This window comes from Leucobacter denitrificans, assembly GCF_014396385.1.
GTDB lineage: Bacteria > Actinomycetota > Actinomycetes > Actinomycetales > Microbacteriaceae > Leucobacter > Leucobacter denitrificans.
On sequence record NZ_CP060716.1, the window covers coordinates 746,123 to 765,773 of the forward strand.

General features: G+C 61.2%; 14 protein-coding genes. 7 read left to right on the forward strand and 7 right to left on the reverse strand.

From position 1 onward, the window contains the following. Window positions 1-20 precede the first annotated feature (20 nt). A complete protein-coding gene (locus H9L06_RS03585; RefSeq protein WP_187555880.1) occupies window positions 21-2,612 on the reverse strand; it encodes a DEAD/DEAH box helicase in 2,592 nt (863 codons plus the stop codon). Next, window positions 2,609-4,039 carry a DUF2130 domain-containing protein gene (locus tag H9L06_RS03590; RefSeq protein ID WP_187555881.1) on the reverse strand — a complete coding sequence of 477 codons (1,431 nt, stop codon included), beginning with the start codon at window positions 4,037-4,039 and terminating at the stop codon, window positions 2,609-2,611. Before H9L06_RS03590 ends, H9L06_RS03585 begins: the two co-directional genes overlap by 4 nt. A 97-nt stretch (window positions 4,040-4,136) precedes the next feature. On the opposite strand from H9L06_RS03590, the gene H9L06_RS03595 reads away from it, so the two are divergent. The 3 genes from H9L06_RS03595 to H9L06_RS03605 are packed head-to-tail and all read left to right on the forward strand — an operon-like array spanning window position 4,137 to window position 8,113. Continuing rightward, complete coding sequence (locus H9L06_RS03595) at window positions 4,137-5,222, forward strand: NADH:flavin oxidoreductase/NADH oxidase (RefSeq protein ID WP_187555882.1); 1,086 nt, start codon at window positions 4,137-4,139, stop codon at window positions 5,220-5,222. Continuing rightward, on the forward strand, window positions 5,209-6,372 hold the full coding sequence (locus H9L06_RS03600) for a winged helix DNA-binding domain-containing protein (RefSeq protein ID WP_246454478.1): 1,164 nt from the start codon (window positions 5,209-5,211) through the stop codon (window positions 6,370-6,372). The genes H9L06_RS03595 and H9L06_RS03600 overlap by 14 nt, the downstream gene beginning before the upstream one ends. 13 nt (window positions 6,373-6,385) lie before the next feature. Then, window positions 6,386-8,113 carry a cation:proton antiporter gene (locus tag H9L06_RS03605; RefSeq protein ID WP_187555883.1) on the forward strand — a complete coding sequence of 576 codons (1,728 nt, stop codon included), beginning with the start codon at window positions 6,386-6,388 and terminating at the stop codon, window positions 8,111-8,113. 11 nt (window positions 8,114-8,124) lie between these two features. Here H9L06_RS03605 and H9L06_RS03610 read toward each other — a convergent pair whose 3' ends face one another. Continuing rightward, window positions 8,125-8,706 (reverse strand): nicotinamidase, encoded by a 582-nt coding sequence (locus tag H9L06_RS03610; protein WP_187555884.1) that lies wholly within the window; start codon window positions 8,704-8,706, stop codon window positions 8,125-8,127. A gap of 88 nt (window positions 8,707-8,794) precedes the next feature. Then, window positions 8,795-9,277, reverse strand: a complete 483-nt coding sequence (locus H9L06_RS03615; protein ID WP_187555885.1) for an Lrp/AsnC family transcriptional regulator — start codon at window positions 9,275-9,277, stop codon at window positions 8,795-8,797. A gap of 199 nt (window positions 9,278-9,476) precedes the next feature. On the opposite strand from H9L06_RS03615, the gene ald reads away from it, so the two are divergent. From ald to H9L06_RS03630, 3 genes are read left to right on the forward strand one after another with little or no spacing between them, the layout of a single operon-like run. Continuing rightward, entirely contained in the window at window positions 9,477-10,604 is a 1,128-nt protein-coding gene (gene ald / locus H9L06_RS03620; protein WP_187555886.1) for an alanine dehydrogenase, read from the forward strand. A 34-nt stretch (window positions 10,605-10,638) separates the two neighbouring features. Beyond that, window positions 10,639-11,100: a hypothetical protein gene (locus H9L06_RS03625; RefSeq protein ID WP_187555887.1), complete on the forward strand. Its 462-nt coding sequence runs from the start codon at window positions 10,639-10,641 to the stop codon at window positions 11,098-11,100. Between the two features lie 17 nt (window positions 11,101-11,117). Then, the gene (locus H9L06_RS03630; RefSeq protein WP_187555888.1) at window positions 11,118-12,674 is read left to right on the forward strand and encodes a PucR family transcriptional regulator ligand-binding domain-containing protein; all 1,557 of its coding nucleotides are present in this window, start codon (window positions 11,118-11,120) and stop codon (window positions 12,672-12,674) included. Window positions 12,675-12,738: 64 nt separating this feature from the next. Here H9L06_RS03630 and H9L06_RS03635 read toward each other — a convergent pair whose 3' ends face one another. From H9L06_RS03635 to H9L06_RS11735, 3 genes are read right to left on the reverse strand one after another with little or no spacing between them, the layout of a single operon-like run. Then, the gene (locus H9L06_RS03635; RefSeq protein ID WP_187555889.1) at window positions 12,739-14,001 is read right to left on the reverse strand and encodes a pyridoxal phosphate-dependent aminotransferase; all 1,263 of its coding nucleotides are present in this window, start codon (window positions 13,999-14,001) and stop codon (window positions 12,739-12,741) included. A 9-nt stretch (window positions 14,002-14,010) separates the two neighbouring features. Beyond that, on the reverse strand, window positions 14,011-16,182 hold the full coding sequence (locus H9L06_RS11730) for a DEAD/DEAH box helicase (RefSeq protein ID WP_246454479.1): 2,172 nt from the start codon (window positions 16,180-16,182) through the stop codon (window positions 14,011-14,013). Further along, on the reverse strand, window positions 16,179-17,663 hold the full coding sequence (locus H9L06_RS11735) for a TM0106 family RecB-like putative nuclease (protein WP_246454480.1): 1,485 nt from the start codon (window positions 17,661-17,663) through the stop codon (window positions 16,179-16,181). Before H9L06_RS11735 ends, H9L06_RS11730 begins: the two co-directional genes overlap by 4 nt. A gap of 329 nt (window positions 17,664-17,992) precedes the next feature. Between H9L06_RS11735 and H9L06_RS03645 the strand changes: the two genes are divergently transcribed. Next, window positions 17,993-19,504, forward strand: a complete 1,512-nt coding sequence (locus H9L06_RS03645; RefSeq protein WP_187555890.1) for a DEAD/DEAH box helicase — start codon at window positions 17,993-17,995, stop codon at window positions 19,502-19,504. Window positions 19,505-19,651 lie beyond the last annotated feature (147 nt).

The window sequence follows — 19,651 nt, forward strand, 5'->3', positions numbered from 1 at the left end:
TGGTGCGGCGCATGTGGCACTCAGCCCGCGTTCAGCGGCCCGACTCGAGTGACTCGAACCGCGGGTTCGCCCAGTTCTTCAGAGGCGGCGAGGTCAATTTCGCCGACGATGCCCCAGTCGTGATCACCCTGCGGGTCTGCGAACACCTGCCTGAATTGCCAGTGGCCCTCACTCGCAGTGGATCGATCGAGGCTCAGCAGCGCCGCAGCCCGAGCGGATGCGTCAACCCCGATTTCCTCGTACTCGGTGAAGTAGCCATCGAGCGCTTCTCGCCAACGGTCACCTCCGAACCCCTGCGGAGCGTCGAGCTCATCAAGCTCGCTGTATCTCTCGAAGGCAGCAGCCTGCACCCGACGGAACAGCGCGTTTCGAATCATCACCAGGAATGCGCGCTCGTTTGCGAGCACGGACCGTGTCGACGGAGGCGTGAGTTCACCCGCCTCCTCTGCTTCGTGGCGAGCGGCGATCTCTTCGGCTCGCTCGGGATGCTGCAGTTCTTCCCACTCATCGATGAGGCTCGAATCAACCTGCCGCACGAGTTCACCGAGCCAGTCGATGAGCTCTTCGAGTTCGGGAGACTTCGCAGATTCTGGAATCGTTCGCTCAAATGCGCGGAAGGCATCGGAAAGGTAGCGAAGCACGCCGCCCTCGGCCCGACCGAGCTGGTAAAACGACACCAGATCGCGAAACCCGAAGGCCCTCTCGATCATGTCTCGAACGACCGACTTCGGGCGCAGTTCGTAGTCCCGCGCCCAGGGAACGTCTTTGACGTATACCTCGTACGCTTCGCCCAGCAACTCCGCGAGAGGCTTTGGATACGTCACTTCCTCGAGCAATTCCATACGCTCGTCGTACTCGATCCCCTCGGCCTTCATCGCCCCGATGGCCTCGCCCCGCGCGCGATGCTCTTGGGCTCGCAGAATCGCACGTGGATCTTCGAGCGTGGCCTCGATGATCGAGATCACGTCGAGCGCGTAGGTTGCAGACTCGGGGTCGAGTAGCTCAATCGCAGCGAGCGCAAACGGTGAAAGCGGCTGGTTCAGTGCGAAGTTCGATTGCAGTTCGACCGTGAGACGAAGCAGGCGCTGCCCGTTCTCCTCGTGCACCTCGACGATTCCGCCGTTGCGCAGCGTACGGAAGATCTCGATCGCGGTGCGCGCGTGCTCATACTGCTTGGCTTTGGGCTCGTGGCTGTCGAAGATGAGCATCTGCATCGTGTTGAGCGCCTCGCCCTCCCACGATTCTCCACGGCCGATGACGCCGAGCACCATTGAGTGAGTGACACGCATTCGGCTCACGAGCGGTTCGGGTTGCGAGCCAACCAGCTTTTCGAGGGTTTGCTCGCTCCACCCCACGAAACCCTGGGGTGGTGTTTTCTTCTTGGGCCCCTTACCGATCTTCTTGCCAGCCGCTGCTTTCGCCAGGGCCTTCGCGCTCTGCTTCGCGTTTTCGACCTCGTGCTCCGGCGCGAGCACGACCACATCACCCTCGGTGTCGTATCCGGCGCGACCCGCGCGGCCAGCGATCTGGTGAAACTCGCGCGCAGAGAGCCTGCGCATTTTCTCGCCGTCAAATTTCGTCAGGGCAGAGATGACGACCGTGCGGATCGGCACATTGATTCCGACCCCAAGGGTGTCAGTGCCGCAAATGACTTTGAGTAGCCCTCGTTGTGCGAGTTGCTCGACGAGGCGCCGATACTTCGGCAGCATGCCAGCATGGTGCACCCCGATGCCGGAGCGTACGAGCCGTGAGAGTGTCTGCCCGAATCCTGCGGAGAACCGAAAGCCCCCAATGACCTCGGCAATTTTGTCACGCCCCGCTCGATCCACCACTTTGATACTCGATAACGCCTGGGCCTGCTCGACCGCGTGCGACTGGTTGAAATGCACGAGATAGGCAGGCGTCTCACCGTCTGCGACCAACTGTTCGACGACCTCGTGCGCGGGCGCTACCGCGTATCGAAACTCGAGCGGTACAGGGCGTTCCACTCCGGTAACCAGCGCGGTATCTCTGCCAGTCGCATCTGACAGGTCTGCAGCAAGCTCAGTGACATCACCAAGAGTTGCCGACATGAGCAGAAACTGCGCATCGTGCATAAGCAGCAACGGCACTTGCCATGCCCAACCGCGATCAGGGTCTGCATAGTAGTGAAACTCGTCCATGATCACCTGCGTGATTCCGCCCGCATCAGCGTTGTCAACGTCTTTGTCGCGGATGGCGAGGTTTGCGAGGATCTCCGCGGTGCAGCAGAGGATCGGCGCGTCAGCATTGATCGAGCTGTCCCCAGTCACCATGCCGACGTTCGCAGCACCGAAAACGCTCACGAGATCGAAGAACTTCTCGCTCACTAGAGCTTTGATCGGCGCCGTGTACACAGTGCGACGCCCCTCAGCGAGCGCAATGAAGTGAGCCCCCATTGCGACGAGCGACTTGCCCGTACCTGTAGGTGTCGCGAGTATGACGTTGCTGCCAAGCGTGATTCCGAGAATCGCTTCCTCCTGCGCCGGATACAGCCGAAGTCCGCGCTCTTCCCACGCCCACTGTTCGAACGACGCGTAGGCTTCGTCGGGCTCTGTGAAAACGGTCGTTTCGAGCAGTCGCCCCAGGTTCATACTTGGAAGTCTTTCTCGGCTTCGTCAATTTCTCGCTGTACGCGCTCAACCTCTGCGAATTTTGCCTGCATTGTCGGATTGCCGCGCGTGAGCTTCTTGATCGACATCTCTTGTGCCTTGTTGTTGGCGAGCCGAAGGTTGTTCTCTGACTTCAGCAGGTTTTCTTTCACTTTTTGCATTTCGGTGATCGACTTATCGATGCGCTCGATCGCTGCCTGAAACTGCCTCGATGCCAGATCGTAGTTCTTGCCAAAGGAGTCTTTGAAGTTATCTAGGTGCTCCTCGAAATGCGTGATGTCAATGTTTTGAGCCTTCACGAGTTCGAGCTCGGTCTTGTACTTCATCGCGTTCAACCCGGCGTTGCGCATGAGCGTGATGATCTGAATGAAGAACTGCGGCCGCACCACGTACATCTTCGGGTACTTGTGCGATACATCGACGATGCCGGTGTTGTATAGCTCGCTGTCTGGCTCAAGCAGAGAAACGAGCACCGCGTACTCGCACCCTTTCTCATTGCGATCCTTGTCGAGCTCTTTCAAGAAGTCTTCGTTCTTGTGCTTAGTGGCGGTCGTGTCGGCCTCGTTCTTCATCTCGAACATGATCGAGACGATCTCAACCCCGTTCGCATCGGTATCGCGAAAGATGAAGTCGCCTTTGCTGCCGGTTCGAGCGTCATTGTCTTTCTCGAAGTAGGCATTAGGAAACGCCATCGCTCGAACCTGGTTGAAGCTGTTCTCGCAGTGCTGTTCGAGCGTCTCACCGATCATCTTCGTGGAGAGCCGAGCCTTCAGGTCACGCAGACGTTCGATCTGCTCTTCACGATCTTTGATCTGAATCTCGTAGCGCTCTTTCAGCGACTGCTCGGCAAGTTGCTTCTCCAGTTCTGCTCGCTCGAGCCCGTTTTTGAACTCATCTCGCTGCTTTTCAACGACACCAACCGCCTCAGTGATCGCCAATTGCTGGTTCAAGCCGATCGACTCAAGCTTTGACTTGAGCTCTTGCACTTCGGCATTTTTCTCTGCAGCAACGCGCTGCACCTCAGCCTCGAGTTTCGACTCAGCAAGTTGAGCCGCCGCTGCCTGGTCTCGCTTCAGCTGGGCGAGCTCATTCTGCAATCCGTCTCGCTGCTTCTCAACCTCACCGAGCGCCTCTGCTACCGCGAGCTTCTGCGAGGTCTCCCCCGCTTCAAGCGCCGATTTGAGCTGTTGAATTTCAGCGTCTTTCGCTGCCGCAGCCTGCTGCAACTTCGCAGCGGCATTCGCTCGCTCTATCTCGAGCGCACTCTGCTTCTCCTGATCCGCCAATTCAAGGCGCTCGTGAAGCTGCTGCTCAAACTCAGCGTCTCGAACCTGTTTGAGAATGTCGGCGTACCCTGCCTCATCAACAGTGAACGCCTTGCCGCAGTGCGGGCACTTGATCTCACGCATCTGTCCTCCTCAGGTATGTTCGACAGCTAGCCTGGCACAGACCACCGACATCGAAGCTTCCAATGCGAAGGGCGCGTGCCCCGCTACGCTGGAACGCATGGCCAATCCCCTGCTCTTCCAACCGTACTTGCTTCGCGGGCTCGAGATCCGCAATCGACTCTGGGTTGCGCCTATGTGCCAGTACTCGGCGTTCGACCTCGACGGCGTTCCCGGCAACTGGCATCTGCAACATCTCGGTGGGCTCGCGCGCGGTGGTGCGGGACTCGTAATCGTTGAGGCAACGGCAGTGACTCCCGAGGGGCGCATTTCACCGCAAGATCTTGGCCTGTGGAATGAAGAGCAGGAACGCGCCTTCGCTCGCATCACACCGCTCGCGCACGCACACGGGGCCAAGATCGCGATCCAGCTGGCTCACGCGGGGCGCAAGGCGAGCACACCACCAATGTTCCCGGGCGAGGGTTCTGGTTCAATTCCCGAAGACCAGGGTGGCTGGCAGACCGTCGCGCCGTCTGCGATTCCGTTCAGCGAGGATTTCACCACACCGCGTGAACTCACCGTCGACGAGATCACGAGCACCGTGCAGGCCTTTGTCGACGCCGCATCACGCGCCGTGCGCGCGGGGTTTGACGCGGTCGAGATCCACGCCGCTCACGGCTACCTACTGCATGAGTTTCTTTCGCCGATCTCGAACACGCGGCAAGACGAATACGGTGGGTCGCTCGAAAACCGTGCCCGGCTCGCCCGCGAAGTCGTACGTGCTGTTCGCGCAGAACACCCAGACCTGCCAATGCTCGTGCGTATTTCGGCGACCGACTGGGTCGACGGCGGGTTCTCGCCTCATGACGCCTCGATCGTCGGCTCCTGGCTTATCGAAGACGGCGCAGACCTCATTGACGTCTCGTCTGGCGCGAATGTTGCCGGAGCCCACATTCCTACCGGCCCCTCGTACCAAGTGGCGCTCGCCTCACAGGTGCGCGAGCGCGGCACACCAGTCAGCGCTGTCGGGCTCATCACCACGGCGTTCCAGGCCGAGGGCATTCTCGCCTCTGGTCAGGCCGACGTCATTCTCCTCGGCCGGCCTCTGCTCGCGAATCCGCACCTGCCTATCTCGTGGGCGGCCGAGCTGCGGGCTCCTAGCGCCGACAGCCTCGTACCAAAGCAATACGCACGTGCCAGATTCTAAAGTTTCGCTCAGCGACGCAGACCTTTTAAACGTGCGCATGCGCGCGCTCGGCCTCGACGGCGCAGGGGTCGGCGATCCGCGGCCAGGTGAACGGCCAACTGAGCGCGTGCTCGCGGTGGTACACCACCTGTTCGCGCTGCAGGGCCAGGACTGGCGGTCATCGCAGTGGGCAGTCGGCTCACGCGCACCTGACCTCACGGCAGCCAACGTGCGCGAGGCTCTGGGCGAACGACTCATTGTGCGCTCTTGGCCAATGCGCGGCACGGTGCACCTCGTGGCCGCGCAAGATATTGGGTGGATCCAGAGCCTTACAAACCCACGCATGCTCGCCGGTGCGCCGAAGCGCCGCGAGTACCTCGGTATGAGCGACGCAGTGCTCGAGCGAGTGACCGACATCACAGTGCAAGCTCTCTCGGGAGGCAAAAGCCTGAGCCGCGATGAACTCGGCACGGTGTGGACCGAGGCGGGCGTTGAATGGCAGTCGAACTGGCGGTATCACCTCATTTGGTGGCTCTGTCAGAACGGAATCACCACCTTCGGTCCCGTCGACGCCGATTCTGAACCGCGCATCGTGCTCGCATCAGAGTGGATCGAGAGTCCCCGAAGCCTGACAGGCGACGAAGCGCTCCAGGAACTCGCGGCGCGATACGTTCGCGGGCGCGGCGCGGCTTCGCAGAAAGACCTCGCGTGGTGGACCAATATGAAGGCGACGGACGTGAAGCGTGCGTTCCTGCTCGCCGAGGAGTCGGGCGCGGTGATGGCGGCGCAGCGGGACACAGTTACTGGCGCGGCCGGTGCGCTCTGGGTCGATCCACACAGCCTCGATGCGGCGACGGAGCAGCCCAGCGCCGAACCAACCTGGCGCTTGCTCGCAGCCTTCGACGAGCACTTGCTCGGGTACAACAATCGCGAACCGCAGCTCGCTCCCGGAATGCTGGATCGCATTGTGCCCGGCAAGAACGGCATGTTCCTCGCAACCATCGTGTGCGACGGCCGTGTCGTCGGAACTTGGCGCAGAAATACCAAGAACTCTGCCCTCGAACTCACCGCGTTTCCCGGCGAGACGATCGACACCCAAGCGCTCGAACCCGAGATTACGCGCCTGGCAGATTTTTACGATTTCAGTTTTTCTCAGGTAGTTGTGACGTGAGATTCTAGAGGTTATGGAGTTTGGACTCATCGCCGTAGCCGCAGTCATCGTGCTTGTCGGTGTGTCACTCCTCAGCGGTCGAATCGGTATCGCAGCACCGTTAGCACTCGTGCTCGTCGGCATCGGCATCGGGTACATTCCCGGGGTTCCGCTCATCGTGATCGACCCCGAGATTATTTTGCTCGGCGTTCTTCCGCCCATCTTGTACGCGGCGGCCGTGAACGTGCCATTCGTTGATTTTCGGCGGAATTTGAGACCCGTCGCGGGACTCTCGGTCTTGTTGGTGCTTATATCTGCGGTAATTGTCGGAGTGCTGCTGCACCTTGCCGTTCCCCAGCTACCTCTCCCGGTCGCAATCGCACTTGGTGCAGTGATCAGCCCGCCCGACGCCGTGGCAGCAACGTCGATTGGTAAGCGCCTCGGCCTGCCAGAACGCATCATCTCGATCCTCGAGGGCGAGAGCCTCGTCAACGATGCGACCTCGCTCGTACTCCTGCGCACCGCCCTCGCCGCGGTTGGCGGCGGCTTCGTCTTTTGGAACGCCGCGGGTTCGTTCGCGTATTCCGTAGTCGCCGCACTCGCCGTTGGGCTCATCATGGGCGTTATTACTGTGTGGATCCGGTCGCGCATCAACAACCCGGTCTACGACACGCTCATCTCGTTTGTCGTGCCCTTCATCTCGTTCATTCCGGCAGAAGAGATCGGCGCTTCTGGTGTACTCGCGGTCGTGGTAACCGGGCTCTACACCGGGCACTCTTCGGCACGCCACTTCAACGCCATCACCCGCACGAACGAGCGCCTGAACTGGCGCACGCTGCAGTTCATCCTCGAAAACGGCGTGTTCTTGCTCATGGGTCTGCAGCTTCACGAACTCGTCAACGAGGTGCTCGGATCACCGTTCCATCTTGGCAAGATCACACTTATTTCGGTCTGTCTCGTCGCCCTGCTGATCGTGTGTCGCGCCCTGTTTATCGTTCCGCTCATCTTCTCGATGCGGGGTCAGGAGCGAAGAAATCAGTCGCGCGGAGACAGCATCTCGAGGCTTGAAGAGCGCCTCGCACGAAAAGGCAAGGGCGACGATGAGCGCGCAGCCAGGCGGATTCAGCTTCTCAGGCAACGGGCTCAGGCCGATCTCGACCACGACCTCGAGCAGCAACTCGGCTGGCGCGAGGGCGTCGTACTCAGCTGGAGCGCGATGCGCGGCGTTGTCACGCTTGCTGCCGCCCAATCGATCCCCTCCGAGGTTCCCTACCGCCCCCAGATCGTGCTCATCGCGTTCCTCGTCGCGGTGTTCACGCTGCTCTTACACGGGCTCACACTTCCCGCAGTGATTCGCTGGCTCTGGCCCGCGGGCGTGAAGAGCGGACTCGATCGCACTGAGCTCGCAGCTCTCGGGCGCGACCTAGTCGAGGCCGGAGTTGACGCCATCGACGACGAGTTGAGTCTCGAAACCGAGGATCCGGAGCGCACGATCTCGCCCGATGCGGCAGTCGAACGCGCAAAGACGAGCACTCGAAATGCGATCGCACCACTGAGTTTTGATGCACCGCCTACCGGTGCGCACCCGACAACCGAAACGCCCGCAGCCGCCTACGCCCGACTCGCTCGCCTCGCGCTTGAAGCTCAGCGCACCGCGCTCAATGAGGAGCGCGCAATCGGCCGCTATAGTTCGAAAGCGATTCGCGCGGCCGAGCTCGCTCTCGACGCACACGAGGCTCGCATCACGCCGTTCAATCACTGACCCGATAGGGATCAGACGATTTCAACACCAGCCGCCGCAAGCTCCTTGAGGGCCGCCACCGAAGACTCAGCGGCAACGCCCGCGATGAGGTCGCTGAGCACGCGCACCCGCAAGCCTTGATTCACTGCATCGAGTGCCGATGCCCGCACACAATAATCGGTCGCGATGCCAACAACATCGAGCTCGTCGATTCCTCGCGAGCGGAGAACCTCTGCAAGCGTGCTGCCGTCTACTGCTTCACCCTCGAACGCAGAGTAGGCGGGCTCCCCCATGCCTTTGCGAACATGCACATCGATGTGATCGATGTCTAGCGACGGGTGATAGTCGGCCCCATTCGTGTCCGCAACACAGTGCACAGGCCAGGTCGAGACAAAATCTGGATCCGCACCCTCACTCGCAAAATGCCCGCCGTTGTCGCCCTCGGCGTCGTGCCAATCACGTGACGCGGCAATGAGTTCGTACTGCTCCGAGCTTCGCGGGTCTTGCAGGAGTTCGGTCACGCCTGAGGCAACCCTCGATCCGCCTTCGACCCCGAGCGCACCACCCTCAGTGAAGTCATTCTGCACGTCAACGATCAGCAGTGCACGAGCCACAGCGATCCACCTTTCGATTCGATGCCCTGAAGCACCACACTACGTGGGAGCCGAGGACTTCGCCAGGCAGGCCGTCTCACCCGACAAACTAGGCCGAACGCACCGGATTTTGGTGATGGCTGAACACAATGCTCGTGCGGGTTGACGAAACTGCGGGGTGCGCCGAAAGGTGCTCCATGACGAAATCTCGCACGTGGTCTGAGTCGCGAGCCGCGAGATGGATGATGAAGTCTTCGACGCCACCCAGGAAGAACAGCTGCATCACTTCAGGAAGCGCGCGAAGCTCGTCGCTCATCTCGGCGATGCGCTGCCGCGCACCCGACCGCACAGTGACGCTGACGAGCACCTGCAGATCGAGACCCATTGCACGCGGATCGACCGACGCGGTGAACCCCGAGATCACACCCCGCGTCACGAGGTTACGCACGCGCGCAATGCAGGTCGAGGCCGCAACGCCCACACGCTCAGCGAGCTCAGCATTCGTAATTCGACCGTTCAACTGGAGCTCGTCTAAGATCTTGCGGTCGATGGCGTCTAGATCGAGCTCTGGGCGCAGATTCTTCGAGTCCATGGGCAAAATCTCTCCTCAGCTTCACCTACCAGGGGCATCCGCACGAAATCCGAAGAGAATTCATCAAATCTCGATGGAAATCGAATATACTTCAACCCTAGCGCGACTCTTCCGTGGTTTCGACCCCTGAAGTCGAAATACGACGGAGTATCTCGCGAAATTCAATCGACACAATTTACGCATTTATTTGGAGAAGATCATGCGCGTCGGTATTCCCACCGAAATCAAGAACAACGAGAATCGCGTCGCCATCACGCAGGCTGGCGTGTTCGAACTCAAGCGTCGCGGTCACGAGGTTCTCGTGCAGGCGGGCGCTGGCCTCGGATCAGCGATCACTGATGACGAGTACATCGCAGCGGGCGCAACCATCGTTCCATCGGCAGACCAGGTGTGGGCAGACGCCGACATGATCCTCAAAGTCAAGGAGCCGATCCCCGCCGAGTACGACAAGATGCGCAAGGATCAGGTGCTGTTCACCTACCTGCACCTCGCAGCAGACAAGACGCTCAGCGAGGCAGTCGTAAAGTCGGGCACCACCGCGATCGCGTACGAGACCGTGCAGTTGCCAAACCGCGGGCTTCCGCTGCTCGCCCCAATGTCTGAGGTTGCCGGCCGCCTTTCGGTGCAGGTTGGCGCCTACTCACTTATGAAGGCAAACGGCGGCCGCGGCATGCTGCTCGGCGGCGTCACGGCTACCCGTCGCGGCAAGGTCGTCGTCATCGGCGGCGGCGCTGCTGGCGAGCAGGCGGCACGCATCGCCTACGGTATGGGTGCAGACGTCACTGTCATCGACATCTTCATTCCACGCTTGAAGCAGCTTGAAGACGAGTTCAACGGTCGTATTCAGACCCGCACCTCGAACGCGCACAACATCACTGAGGCTCTGAAGGAAGCGGATCTCGTGATCGGCTCGGTGCTCATCCCAGGTGAGAAGGCGCCGAAGCTCGTCACCGACGAGATGGTTGCGCAGATGAAGCCGGGCTCGGTGCTCGTCGATATCGCGATCGACCAGGGCGGCTGCTTCGAGAACTCGCGTCCGACCACGCACGACGACCCCACCTTCCAGGTGCACAACTCGATCTACTACTGCGTTGCGAACATGCCGGGCGCCGTGCCAGAGACCTCGACTGCTGCACTCACGAACGCAACGCTGCCGTACATCGTTGCGATCGCTGACAAGGGTTGGGTCAAGGCACTCTCAGACGACGAGGCACTCGCGAAGGGCCTCAACGCACACGACGGAGTCATCACGTTCAAGGGTGTCGCAGACGCGTTCCCTGAGCTCGACTTCAAGAGCGTCGACGAGGTCCTCGCAGCGAACGCGTAAGTTTCGCAGCGCCCACAGGCGTAACCTGGGATATATGGATCTCAAGTTTTCATTCGGAGGGGCGTCACCTGATCATCACGATCACGGTGGCGCCCCTTCCGGCATTCCGCTGCCCTTTGCTGGTTCGGCAACCGCGCCCGTGTCGACCTCGGGCGAACTCGATGTTGTTGTGCGTATCGATAATTCAGCAGATGCGCCGCTCGTTGTCGCCGAGGTCATAACGGGCGACGGGGTGACGTATGCGCGCGGCGACGTGAGTGTGGATCCGACAGATGCCGCAGCTCTTGCGAAGGCAACGCGATCCGCCATTTCTCGCGCAGTGGCGGGGCTTGAGGGCCCACTCGCCGAATCAATCACGGCGGTTGAGCTGAGCTTTCAGACCGCAGCGGAGGTACTCCCGATCCTCGGAATCGACACCGAATCGCCCGTCGTCACCGAAGCGCTCCAGGCGCGACTCGGCATCAACACGGGCACACCGATCCGGCTCACCGCGTAGCGGACTACTATCGGATTGTGGCACTCAGTCTTCGCAAGCTCCTACTTAATCCTTCACTGCATCTGAGAGTGTTGGTTGGCGGCGATGACGGTGATGATGCGACATCACGAGCGCTCGACCGCGAGTTTGAATGGTTGCACGCCACAGACCTCATAGACCCGACCCAGTTTCTCGGCCCTGCCGAGGTGATCCTCACCCTCGGTTGGCAGTTTCCCATTACTGATCCGGCAGACGAGTCCATTCCCGTGGTTCGCAAGAGTAACGCCGAGGTCGCCGAGATCTACGAGAACTACGCCGCACTCATCGCCGCGCACGGGGTCATCGGTGTGGGCTTCGGCAGTGATGTCATCCACCGGGGCGTCCCCCGTGGCCTTGAGGACGCCTGCAGGCGTCACGGCCTCATTCTCTTCGACGTACCCTACGAGATCTCGTTCATGGATCTTCTGCAAGAGGCAGCGCGTATCGTGCAGCGCGATCAGAGCGACCGCTCGATCCGCTCACTCCGGGCACAGAAGGCGATCGCGAACGCCGCAACGCGACGCGACGGGCTCACCGCCACACTCCGTGAGACCGCCAGGCAACTCGGGTGCGGTGTCGCGCTCTACGATCCGCTCGGACGACCGGTGACCACAGTGGATCCGCCTGACGGCCGGAATGTACGCGAGGACGAACTCACTCCGATCGTGCAGCGAACCCTGGCATCTGGGCATCGATTTCACTCGGTGCAGGCCGGTCCCGAACTTGAGGTCGTACTGCAGCTGCTCGGCGAATCGAACCACCCGAGCGGCATGCTCGCGCTCACACTCAGTCGTGGATTTGACGATGTCTCACGAAACGTACTGTCGAGCGTTCTTGCGCTTGTGAGCGTTTCACTCGAGCAAAACCAGGCGCTCACCTCCTTGCACGGAACCCTACGTGAGGCTCTCCTGCAGCTCATGGTCACGGGCAATGTCTCGGTGACTCGGCACATCAGCGAGAGCTTGTGGGGCAACATGCCAGAACCACCACTCGTGGCTCTCGTCGGGATCTCTCAGAGTCACGAGGCCGCACAGCTCCTTCCCGCGCTCGAACCGTTGCATCTGGAGGAGGATCTGCCCATATTCTTCGCACAGTGGCACGAGAATCTCGCACTACTCGCGCGAGACCGCGACGTCGATCGGGTCATTGCGCACCTAGACGATCTCGACCTAGTTATTGGTCGATCACGCTGCGATCGTTGGGAGGGTCTCGAACTTGCGCTCGAGGAGGCCGAACGCGCGGCAACGTATGGTGAGCGAAAAAGAAGCACCGGAGTCACGCTCTTTTCGGAGATCTGGAGCGAGGGTCTTACCGACCTCATTGATGCGTCAGAGGCCGCGCACGTAGCGCGGCGTCTCCTCGGCCCCCTTCAAATCCTCGATGCTGAGCGAGGGGGCGAGCTCATCACCACGCTCCGCGTCTGGCAGTCACACTTCGGCAAGGGTCTCGTCGATCTCGACTCAATGGTCACTGACCGCATCAAGCTTGAGGACGTTAACGCAGCGTTTGCCGAGATGCGTCAGGGCCGCGGAATTCGCAGCGTCATCGAGTACTAATCCACGTTGTTTCGAGAGCTCGCGCGCCCGGTCACAGTTGTGTGGATCGGGCGCGCAAGCTGTTTCATGCCTTCTGAAACGCGATAATGCGCTCGAGCGCCTCGGTGACTGCGGCTTCTCCGGCAGCGTACGAGAGGCGCACCGCCCGGTGGCCGGCCACGGGGTCGAAGTCGCTGCCAGGAACCACCGCCACGTCTGCTTGTTCGAGCAGTGCCCGGGCATAGGTCGAGGAGTCGCCGAAGCGTTCGAGCTGTGGGCCAAGTTCTGAATAGTAGTAGAACGCACCGTCTGACGGCGCCGAAGTGCCCCAATTAAGGTCTTGTGCTGCGTCGAGGATCAAAGTCCTCGCCCGAGCGAACGTTTCTACGACTGCATCGCGTTCGGCATAGGTCTCGGGAGTGAAAGCGCGCATCGCGAGTTCCTGCGCTGGCGCGGGTGGCGAAAGTGCAAAGTTCGACGCGAGAGACTCGAATGGCGCAACAAGTTCTTTCGGCAGAATTGCCCAACCCAGGCGCCACCCGGTCATGCCCCAGTACTTTGAGAACGAACTGATGACGATTGACTCGCGGCTCAATTCAATCGCGCTTACGCCACGTGGATCGGGTGCCCCCGGTTCAGGGAATGTAATGCCGTGATAGATCTCGTCACTTATGAGTCGCACGCCATGTTTGTTGCACCAGTCACTCAGTGCAGTGAGTTCTTCGCGGCCGAGCATTGTGCCGGTTGGATTTGCGGGTGACGCGACAATGAGCCCCGCGAGCTGGCCGTGCTCGGACACCGCTGCTTCAAGCAGTTCGGGTGTCGGCTGATATCGAGTCTCTGGTCCCGTCGGAATCTCGATGACCTCGATGCCGAGGGCAGTGAGGATGTTTCGATACGCGGGGTACCCCGGGCTCACGAGCGCGACCTTGTCTCCGGGATCGAACGCCGTAAGGAACACGAGTTGAAAGGCTCCGGATGATCCCGTCGTTACGGCAACGGTTGCCGGATCTACGGAAACGCCATACCACTCGAGGTAGTGGGTAGCGATTGCTTCGCGCAGCGGAATCGTTCCGAGGGGGCCCGTGTACCCCGCGGGCTGCAGCGTTCCAGGAGCGGGCCTGGCACTCGGTTCTCCGGCGCAGAGCGACACGACGTCGTGTCCAGCAGCGCGGCGCTTTGCTACCTCGTCGGTAATCTGCATCACCTCAAACGCGGGTACTGCAGAGCGCTTCGAGGCCCCCGCAGTGCGGGGCGCTGCCAAAGGGCGCTCTGGGACGTCTGCGGGTGTCACAGAATCAAGGCTCAGCGACGGCGGCGTCTTAAAGGGTCCGGGAACTTTCACCATTCCTCCACGTTACCCGCGCTCGGTAAGCCGAAGGTAGCCAGAAAGCGCTGAGAGCCCTTCAGCCGAGGTAGGGAGCCCGTCGCCGAGCCGAGGACTCGAGAATAGGTAGCTTGCCCACTGCGCCCTGCTGATCGCGACATTGAGACGGTTCCGCATCAGAAGGAACTCGAGTCCGCGCGGAACGTCTTCAGCGCTCGAAGCGGCGAGGCTGACGAGTGAGAACACGGCTTCTTGCCCCTGAAACCGATCCACGGTGCCCACCCGAATGTCACCGAACCCAGCAGCTCGCAACGCATCGCTCACGCACTCCACCTGTGCGTTGTATGCGGCCACAACAATTATGTCGCCCGCTTCGATCGGGCGAGACGACACCACCGTTCCAGCTTGGTTCTTCTGGCGGAGCTTGAGCCCGCCACCGAGCAGCCTCCGCACGGTGTTCACAATCTCGGCTGCTTCTTCGGGCGAACTCGTCGCGTTTCCGGTGTGCTCAACTGGAATCCAGTGGAGTCCCGGCTCAGGGCTCTCCCCCGATTCAACTTCGACCTCACGTAACCGCGTGCTCTGGTGCGAACGAAGGCGATGCTCGTACGAAAGCTCTGACACCACCGCCGAGAGAGCCGGATGCATGCGCCGCGTGTCGGCGAGGAAGTATCCGTAACCGTCTGGCATTGTCTCGTGCTCGCCCAGAAGCCAGCTCAGCGCCGACATATTCACTGGCTCGGGGTGGGCCCCTTGAGAAACCTGCGGGAGCTGTTGCTGATCACCAAGCAACAGGAGTCGCTTGGCAGAGACAGAAGCCGCAATTGTGGGTGCGAGCGAGAATTGTCCCGCCTCATCAATGACCAGTAGGTCGAGGCTTCGTCTCGCTATCCGGTCAGGGTGCGCGAAATCCCAAGCAGTACCTCCGATGACCGCGCCCACGCCTTCGTGCTCGTACAAGAAGCGCGCGTGACCGTTCGCTCTCAACACCGTGTACGACGGGGCTGGCGCATCCTCGTCGAGTTTGCCGCTCTGCGGAACTTTGGCCACTCTCGAGGGGTCAAGCCCCGCCCGCACAACCGCCTCAAGCACGTTCTCAACGACCTTGTGCGACTGCGCAACGACTCCGATGCGCCAACCGTGCGACTCCACGAGCTTTCGAATGACCCGGGCTGCAAGGTACGTCTTGCCGGTTCCCGGAGGGCCCTGAACCGCGAGCGACGAGTGCTCAAGGTCGAGCAAGGTCGACGTCACCGCACCAATGACCCGGTGATCTTCGTCACCACCAGTTCGAAGGGCCTGACCTGATTGTGGATCTACAAGCGACTCACCGCCCGAAAGAACTGGCTTTGAGCGTGTCAGCAGTTCATACACCGGATCTTTGAACCGAGTGGCTGAAGCGGTCGCGGCCGCAAGCTGTCGCCCCCAGTGCTCGATGGCTGGCTTCTGCTGACCTGCGTTCGGAGGCGGCCCTGGCGTGAGTGCGATCGGCAACGTATCAAATCGCTCGAGCGCTTGGCCGAGCGACTCTTCGATAGTTACCCCATCGTCGTGCCGATCCACGATTCTGACCTGGCGTGATGCCCTCGCCCCCGGTTCACTACGATGAGGAAATGGCGCGGGTAGGTCGTACATCGCAAACACTTGAGTACCTGGTTTGAGCGAACTCCCCGGTGCGATCGTGCCAACGAGCCTGACCGTGCGCTTCTCACTGCGCGCCCGATAAGGCTTATGCCAGTCTTCCTCAACGTAGCTCACGTCGGGTTCGATGACCACGACATCTCGCGTGTCCGCCCAGTCCTCGATCGGGTCGGTTAGCCTCGCGTAGTGAGCCCACCAGAACGACTTTTGCTCGCGGGAGTGATAGTCGATTGCGCTCGATGCAAGTTTCAGCGCGGTGCGGGCTGCCGGCTCCTCAGCCATCTCAGCTAAGCCGAGCAGTTCTGCACCGATCGCGCTGAGCTCAATCGGTGGATCCTCCGCGCGATCTACCGTGTCGATCGGAAACGGTTCGACTGCGTGCTCCTTGGCGATCTCGAGTAGCCAGTCACGCAGACGAAGCGTCGAAACGCAGTCGTACCTGTTGTAGTCAGCGATCGCGTCGAGTCTGCGTTGGCCCTCAAGATTCACCTCAGGCAGGTGCGAGCGCAATTGCTCGCTCGCTTCAGCGAACTCCACAACCGACTGTGCACCGCTCGTCACACCCTCTTCGTCGCGAAGCTCTGCCCCATGTATAACGGCTCGAGTTTCTTGATCGAGTACGAGCGTGAGCCGACCCGGAGCGCGCGTCGCACAATAGGATAAAGATCGACAAGCACGTGTTCCCGGAGCAGTTCGTCGACCTCTGCTTCGCAGACCCCGTGGCGGGCAGCTATCGAAAGTAGGTGCGTGCGCTCGTACGAGGCGTAGTGGTAGATGCGCATGCCCGAAAACCTGCGCCGTCGCTCTCGAACTAGAGCGATGAATGTCTCAAGCGCCTTCCGCTCTTCGCTCAGGGAGTGCGCCCAGATCGAGGTAAACGACTCGTCAGCGTCAACCATGCCGAAGAGGTAGTCAAGGTTCCACTTCGCAATACCATCGTCGTCTGTCTCGCGGTAGAACGGATCACCCTCGAAGTCGAAAAACAGGTCTCCCGGGTCTGGGTGCGGAATCGCAGCCAGCTCATGCGGTGCAATTACCCGGAACGGCGGCGGGCCTTCGGTCTCTGCCGCCACCTGAACGGCTGCCTGCAGAGCAAGCCGTTGAAACACCGCGCTCGTCATGCCAGGCACCAGCGACTGTTCGACCTGATCTACCCGTGCCGCAACCGCATCTAACGTCGTGAGCCCGGCCGCCAAAAGCGCGTTGCGCTGCCGAATATTAATGCCCGCAATGAGCAGTGGATCTCTCGTGCGCACCACCTCGGGCTCGCACACTTCGCAGCGCCCACACATGGCGAAGCGCTCATCGCCCCAGGCAATCGGCGAAGCAGTCGCCCTGCTGCCGTCGCTGCCTACCGCGCTGAACCGTTCGAGCAGTATTTCGTGCAGTCTCGCCCTGCGCCGTCGAAACACCGGCGCGATGTCATCAATGCGGTGTGTGGATCGCTCACCACTGCCCAGAATGAGGGTCGCCTCGGGAGCAACAGACACCCCAATTCGCTCAAGCTGTTCCGCATATGCCGCGAGCTGCATGAGCGCCGTAACCTTTGCACGCCGCGCGAGCTTGGTGTCTTGCACTTCGTACTCGCCGCTCGGCAGCAGCTCGAGAAAGTCGGCGAAGCCGATAAACCCGATCGCTGCATCGCCCTCATGGGTTCGCGGTCGCTGTGCAGGATCGAAAAAGGTCGCCTGAAACACAATCTCGGCGCGTCCATCAAGCGCGCTTCGGGTGAGCAACGCGACTTGCTCGAGCGCATCCGGTTCCATCGTTTCGGGCCTCGGGATCATCACGACGCCGCCCGGCTCTCCTGCGGTGCCGTCACCAAACACCGAGCGTAGGCGGGCAAGCTCGGCTTCTTCATGCACGTCTCCGAGCGCACCGGCTCGTGCGAGCATTGGGTCGTCGTCAGCTGGCACTTCGACATCACGCCCGAGCTTCTCGTCAACCCGCCGCAAAAATGCGAACTCGCAGGTGCTCGCTGCGGTCAGGTCGCTTGCGCTCGTCACGATGAGCGGACCAGCATCGGTTTCCCGTACGAACATCGCGCTCCTTCCGAGGTGCTAGATCTCGGGGCTCCGAGATCCACACCTGAACGCTACCGCGTGCCACTGACATCGACCGAAATCGCGCTGTATCTCACCAGAACTTTCTCATTGCGATCCGCTAAACTAGAAAAGTTGGCGTCTCAACCCGCCACGCGTCGCACTCACCGCACCGCCCGCTCTTCTTGAGCCTGGGCGCCGTTCGGCCCGATCCGCGGCGAACGGTTGCGCGATCCCGCGCACTCGACACCCGGCAACGCTACGCCCTCGTGAGTCCCAGACTCACCGATTAAATTTACGCGTGCCTGCCACCAGCACGAAAGGTCCACGTGACCGAACAAGCTTCTCAACCAACTCAGACATTCGCCGATCTCGGCGTGCCCGCACCCATTGCGCATGCACTCGAGAAGAACGGCAAGACCGAACCCTTTCCGATTCAGCGCGACACACTGCCAGACACGCTCAAGGGCCGCGACGTCCTCGGGCGCGGGCGCACGGGGTCAGGCAAGACCATCGCCTTCGGCATCCCACTCGTCGCAAACCTCGCAGGAGGCGAGGCTGGTATTGATGCCCACGAAGCCGCACACAAGCGCAAACCTTCGAGGCCCCGCGGTATTGTGCTCGCGCCGACTCGCGAACTTGTCACCCAGATCGCCGAGACCATCAAGATGCTCGGTGACCCCGCAGGCATCAAGGTCACCACGATCTTCGGTGGCATTCCCCAGCGTCGACAAGAGGCCGCACTTGAGGCTGGCGTTGACATCGTGGTTGCCGCTCCTGGGCGGCTTGACGACCTCATGCGCCAGGGCGTCATCAGCCTCGACGGCGTTGAGATCACCGTGCTTGACGAGGCCGACCATATGGCAGACATGGGCTTTCTCCCGGTCGTCACCCGCATCATGAACAAAACCCCGGAGCAGGGGCAGCGGCTGCTCTTCAGCGCAACGCTCGATAACGGTGTCGACAACATCGTGAAGAAGTACCTGACTAACCCTGTGCTGCACTCGGTCGACTCAGCAGAATCACCGGTGCCGCAACTCACGCACCACGTGTTCGAGGTCGCAGGCAAGGGTCAGAAAGACGCCCTCATCGAGGCACTCGCCTCGGGCACTGCGCGCCGAATCCTCTTCACCCGCATGAAGCACCAGGCGAAGAAGCTTGCGAAGCAGCTCACGGCGGCTGGCATTCCCGCTGTCGAGTTGCAGGGCAACCTCTCGCAGAACGCTCGCGATCGTAACCTCGCAGAGTTCGTTTCGGGCGAAGCACGGGTGCTCGTCGCGACCGATGTTGCGGCGCGCGGCGTGCACGTCGACGGGGTCGACCTCGTCGTGCACATCGATCCACCCGTCGAGCACAAGGCGTACCTGCACCGCTCGGGCCGCACCGCTCGCGCGGGCAATGAGGGCGACGTCGTTACCATCGTGTTGCCTGAGCAGCGCGGCGAGATGAAGCAGCTCATGCGGGCGGCGAAGATTCGCGTCTCCCCTATTCACGTCGACCCGATGTCGTCGAATGTCTCACGCGAAGTTCTCGACCTTATTGGCGAGATTGCGCCACGGGTCGATCCAAAGCTTACTGAGAAGCGACGCGCCGAGGCGCAGGCTGCGCAGCAGCGCGCGGCAGGGCACAATCCCGCGGGTCAGGGCAAGTCCTCTGGCGCCAACGCAAGGCGCAAGCGGTCGCGCGGCCGCGGCGGCAGTGGCGGTGGTTCGGACCAGGGCACCAGGCAGGGTGGCGGCAACAAGCAGCGCAGCGGTCAGCAAGGCCAGCGCAGCGGTGGCCAGCGCGGCCAGCGTGGCTCCGGCCAGCGTGGCTCCGGCCAGCGTGGCGGCCAGCGCTAGCCCAATCCGAGTCGAAGTTTGCCCTTAATCCATCAAAGATAACCGCAGGCTTTGACTCGGATTTGTTTGGGACTGGTCGAGTAGGGAATTCGCGCCGCCCCAAAGTTAGGGCAGAATAGAAGTATCTGCGACGATTTAGCCGCACGT

Coding starts and splice junctions, on each gene's coding strand:
- H9L06_RS03585 (WP_187555880.1), bottom strand. CDS start 2,612: ATGAACCTGGGGCGACTGCTCGAAACGACCGTTTTCACAGAGCCCGAC.
- H9L06_RS03590 (WP_187555881.1), bottom strand. CDS start 4,039: ATGCGTGAGATCAAGTGCCCGCACTGCGGCAAGGCGTTCACTGTTGAT.
- H9L06_RS03595 (WP_187555882.1), top strand. CDS start 4,137: ATGGCCAATCCCCTGCTCTTCCAACCGTACTTGCTTCGCGGGCTCGAG.
- H9L06_RS03605 (WP_187555883.1), top strand. CDS start 6,386: ATGGAGTTTGGACTCATCGCCGTAGCCGCAGTCATCGTGCTTGTCGGT.
- H9L06_RS03615 (WP_187555885.1), bottom strand. CDS start 9,277: ATGGACTCGAAGAATCTGCGCCCAGAGCTCGATCTAGACGCCATCGAC.
- ald (WP_187555886.1), top strand. CDS start 9,477: ATGCGCGTCGGTATTCCCACCGAAATCAAGAACAACGAGAATCGCGTC.
- H9L06_RS03625 (WP_187555887.1), top strand. CDS start 10,639: ATGGATCTCAAGTTTTCATTCGGAGGGGCGTCACCTGATCATCACGAT.
- H9L06_RS03635 (WP_187555889.1), bottom strand. CDS start 14,001: ATGGTGAAAGTTCCCGGACCCTTTAAGACGCCGCCGTCGCTGAGCCTT.
- H9L06_RS11735 (WP_246454480.1), bottom strand. CDS start 17,663: ATGTTCGTACGGGAAACCGATGCTGGTCCGCTCATCGTGACGAGCGCA.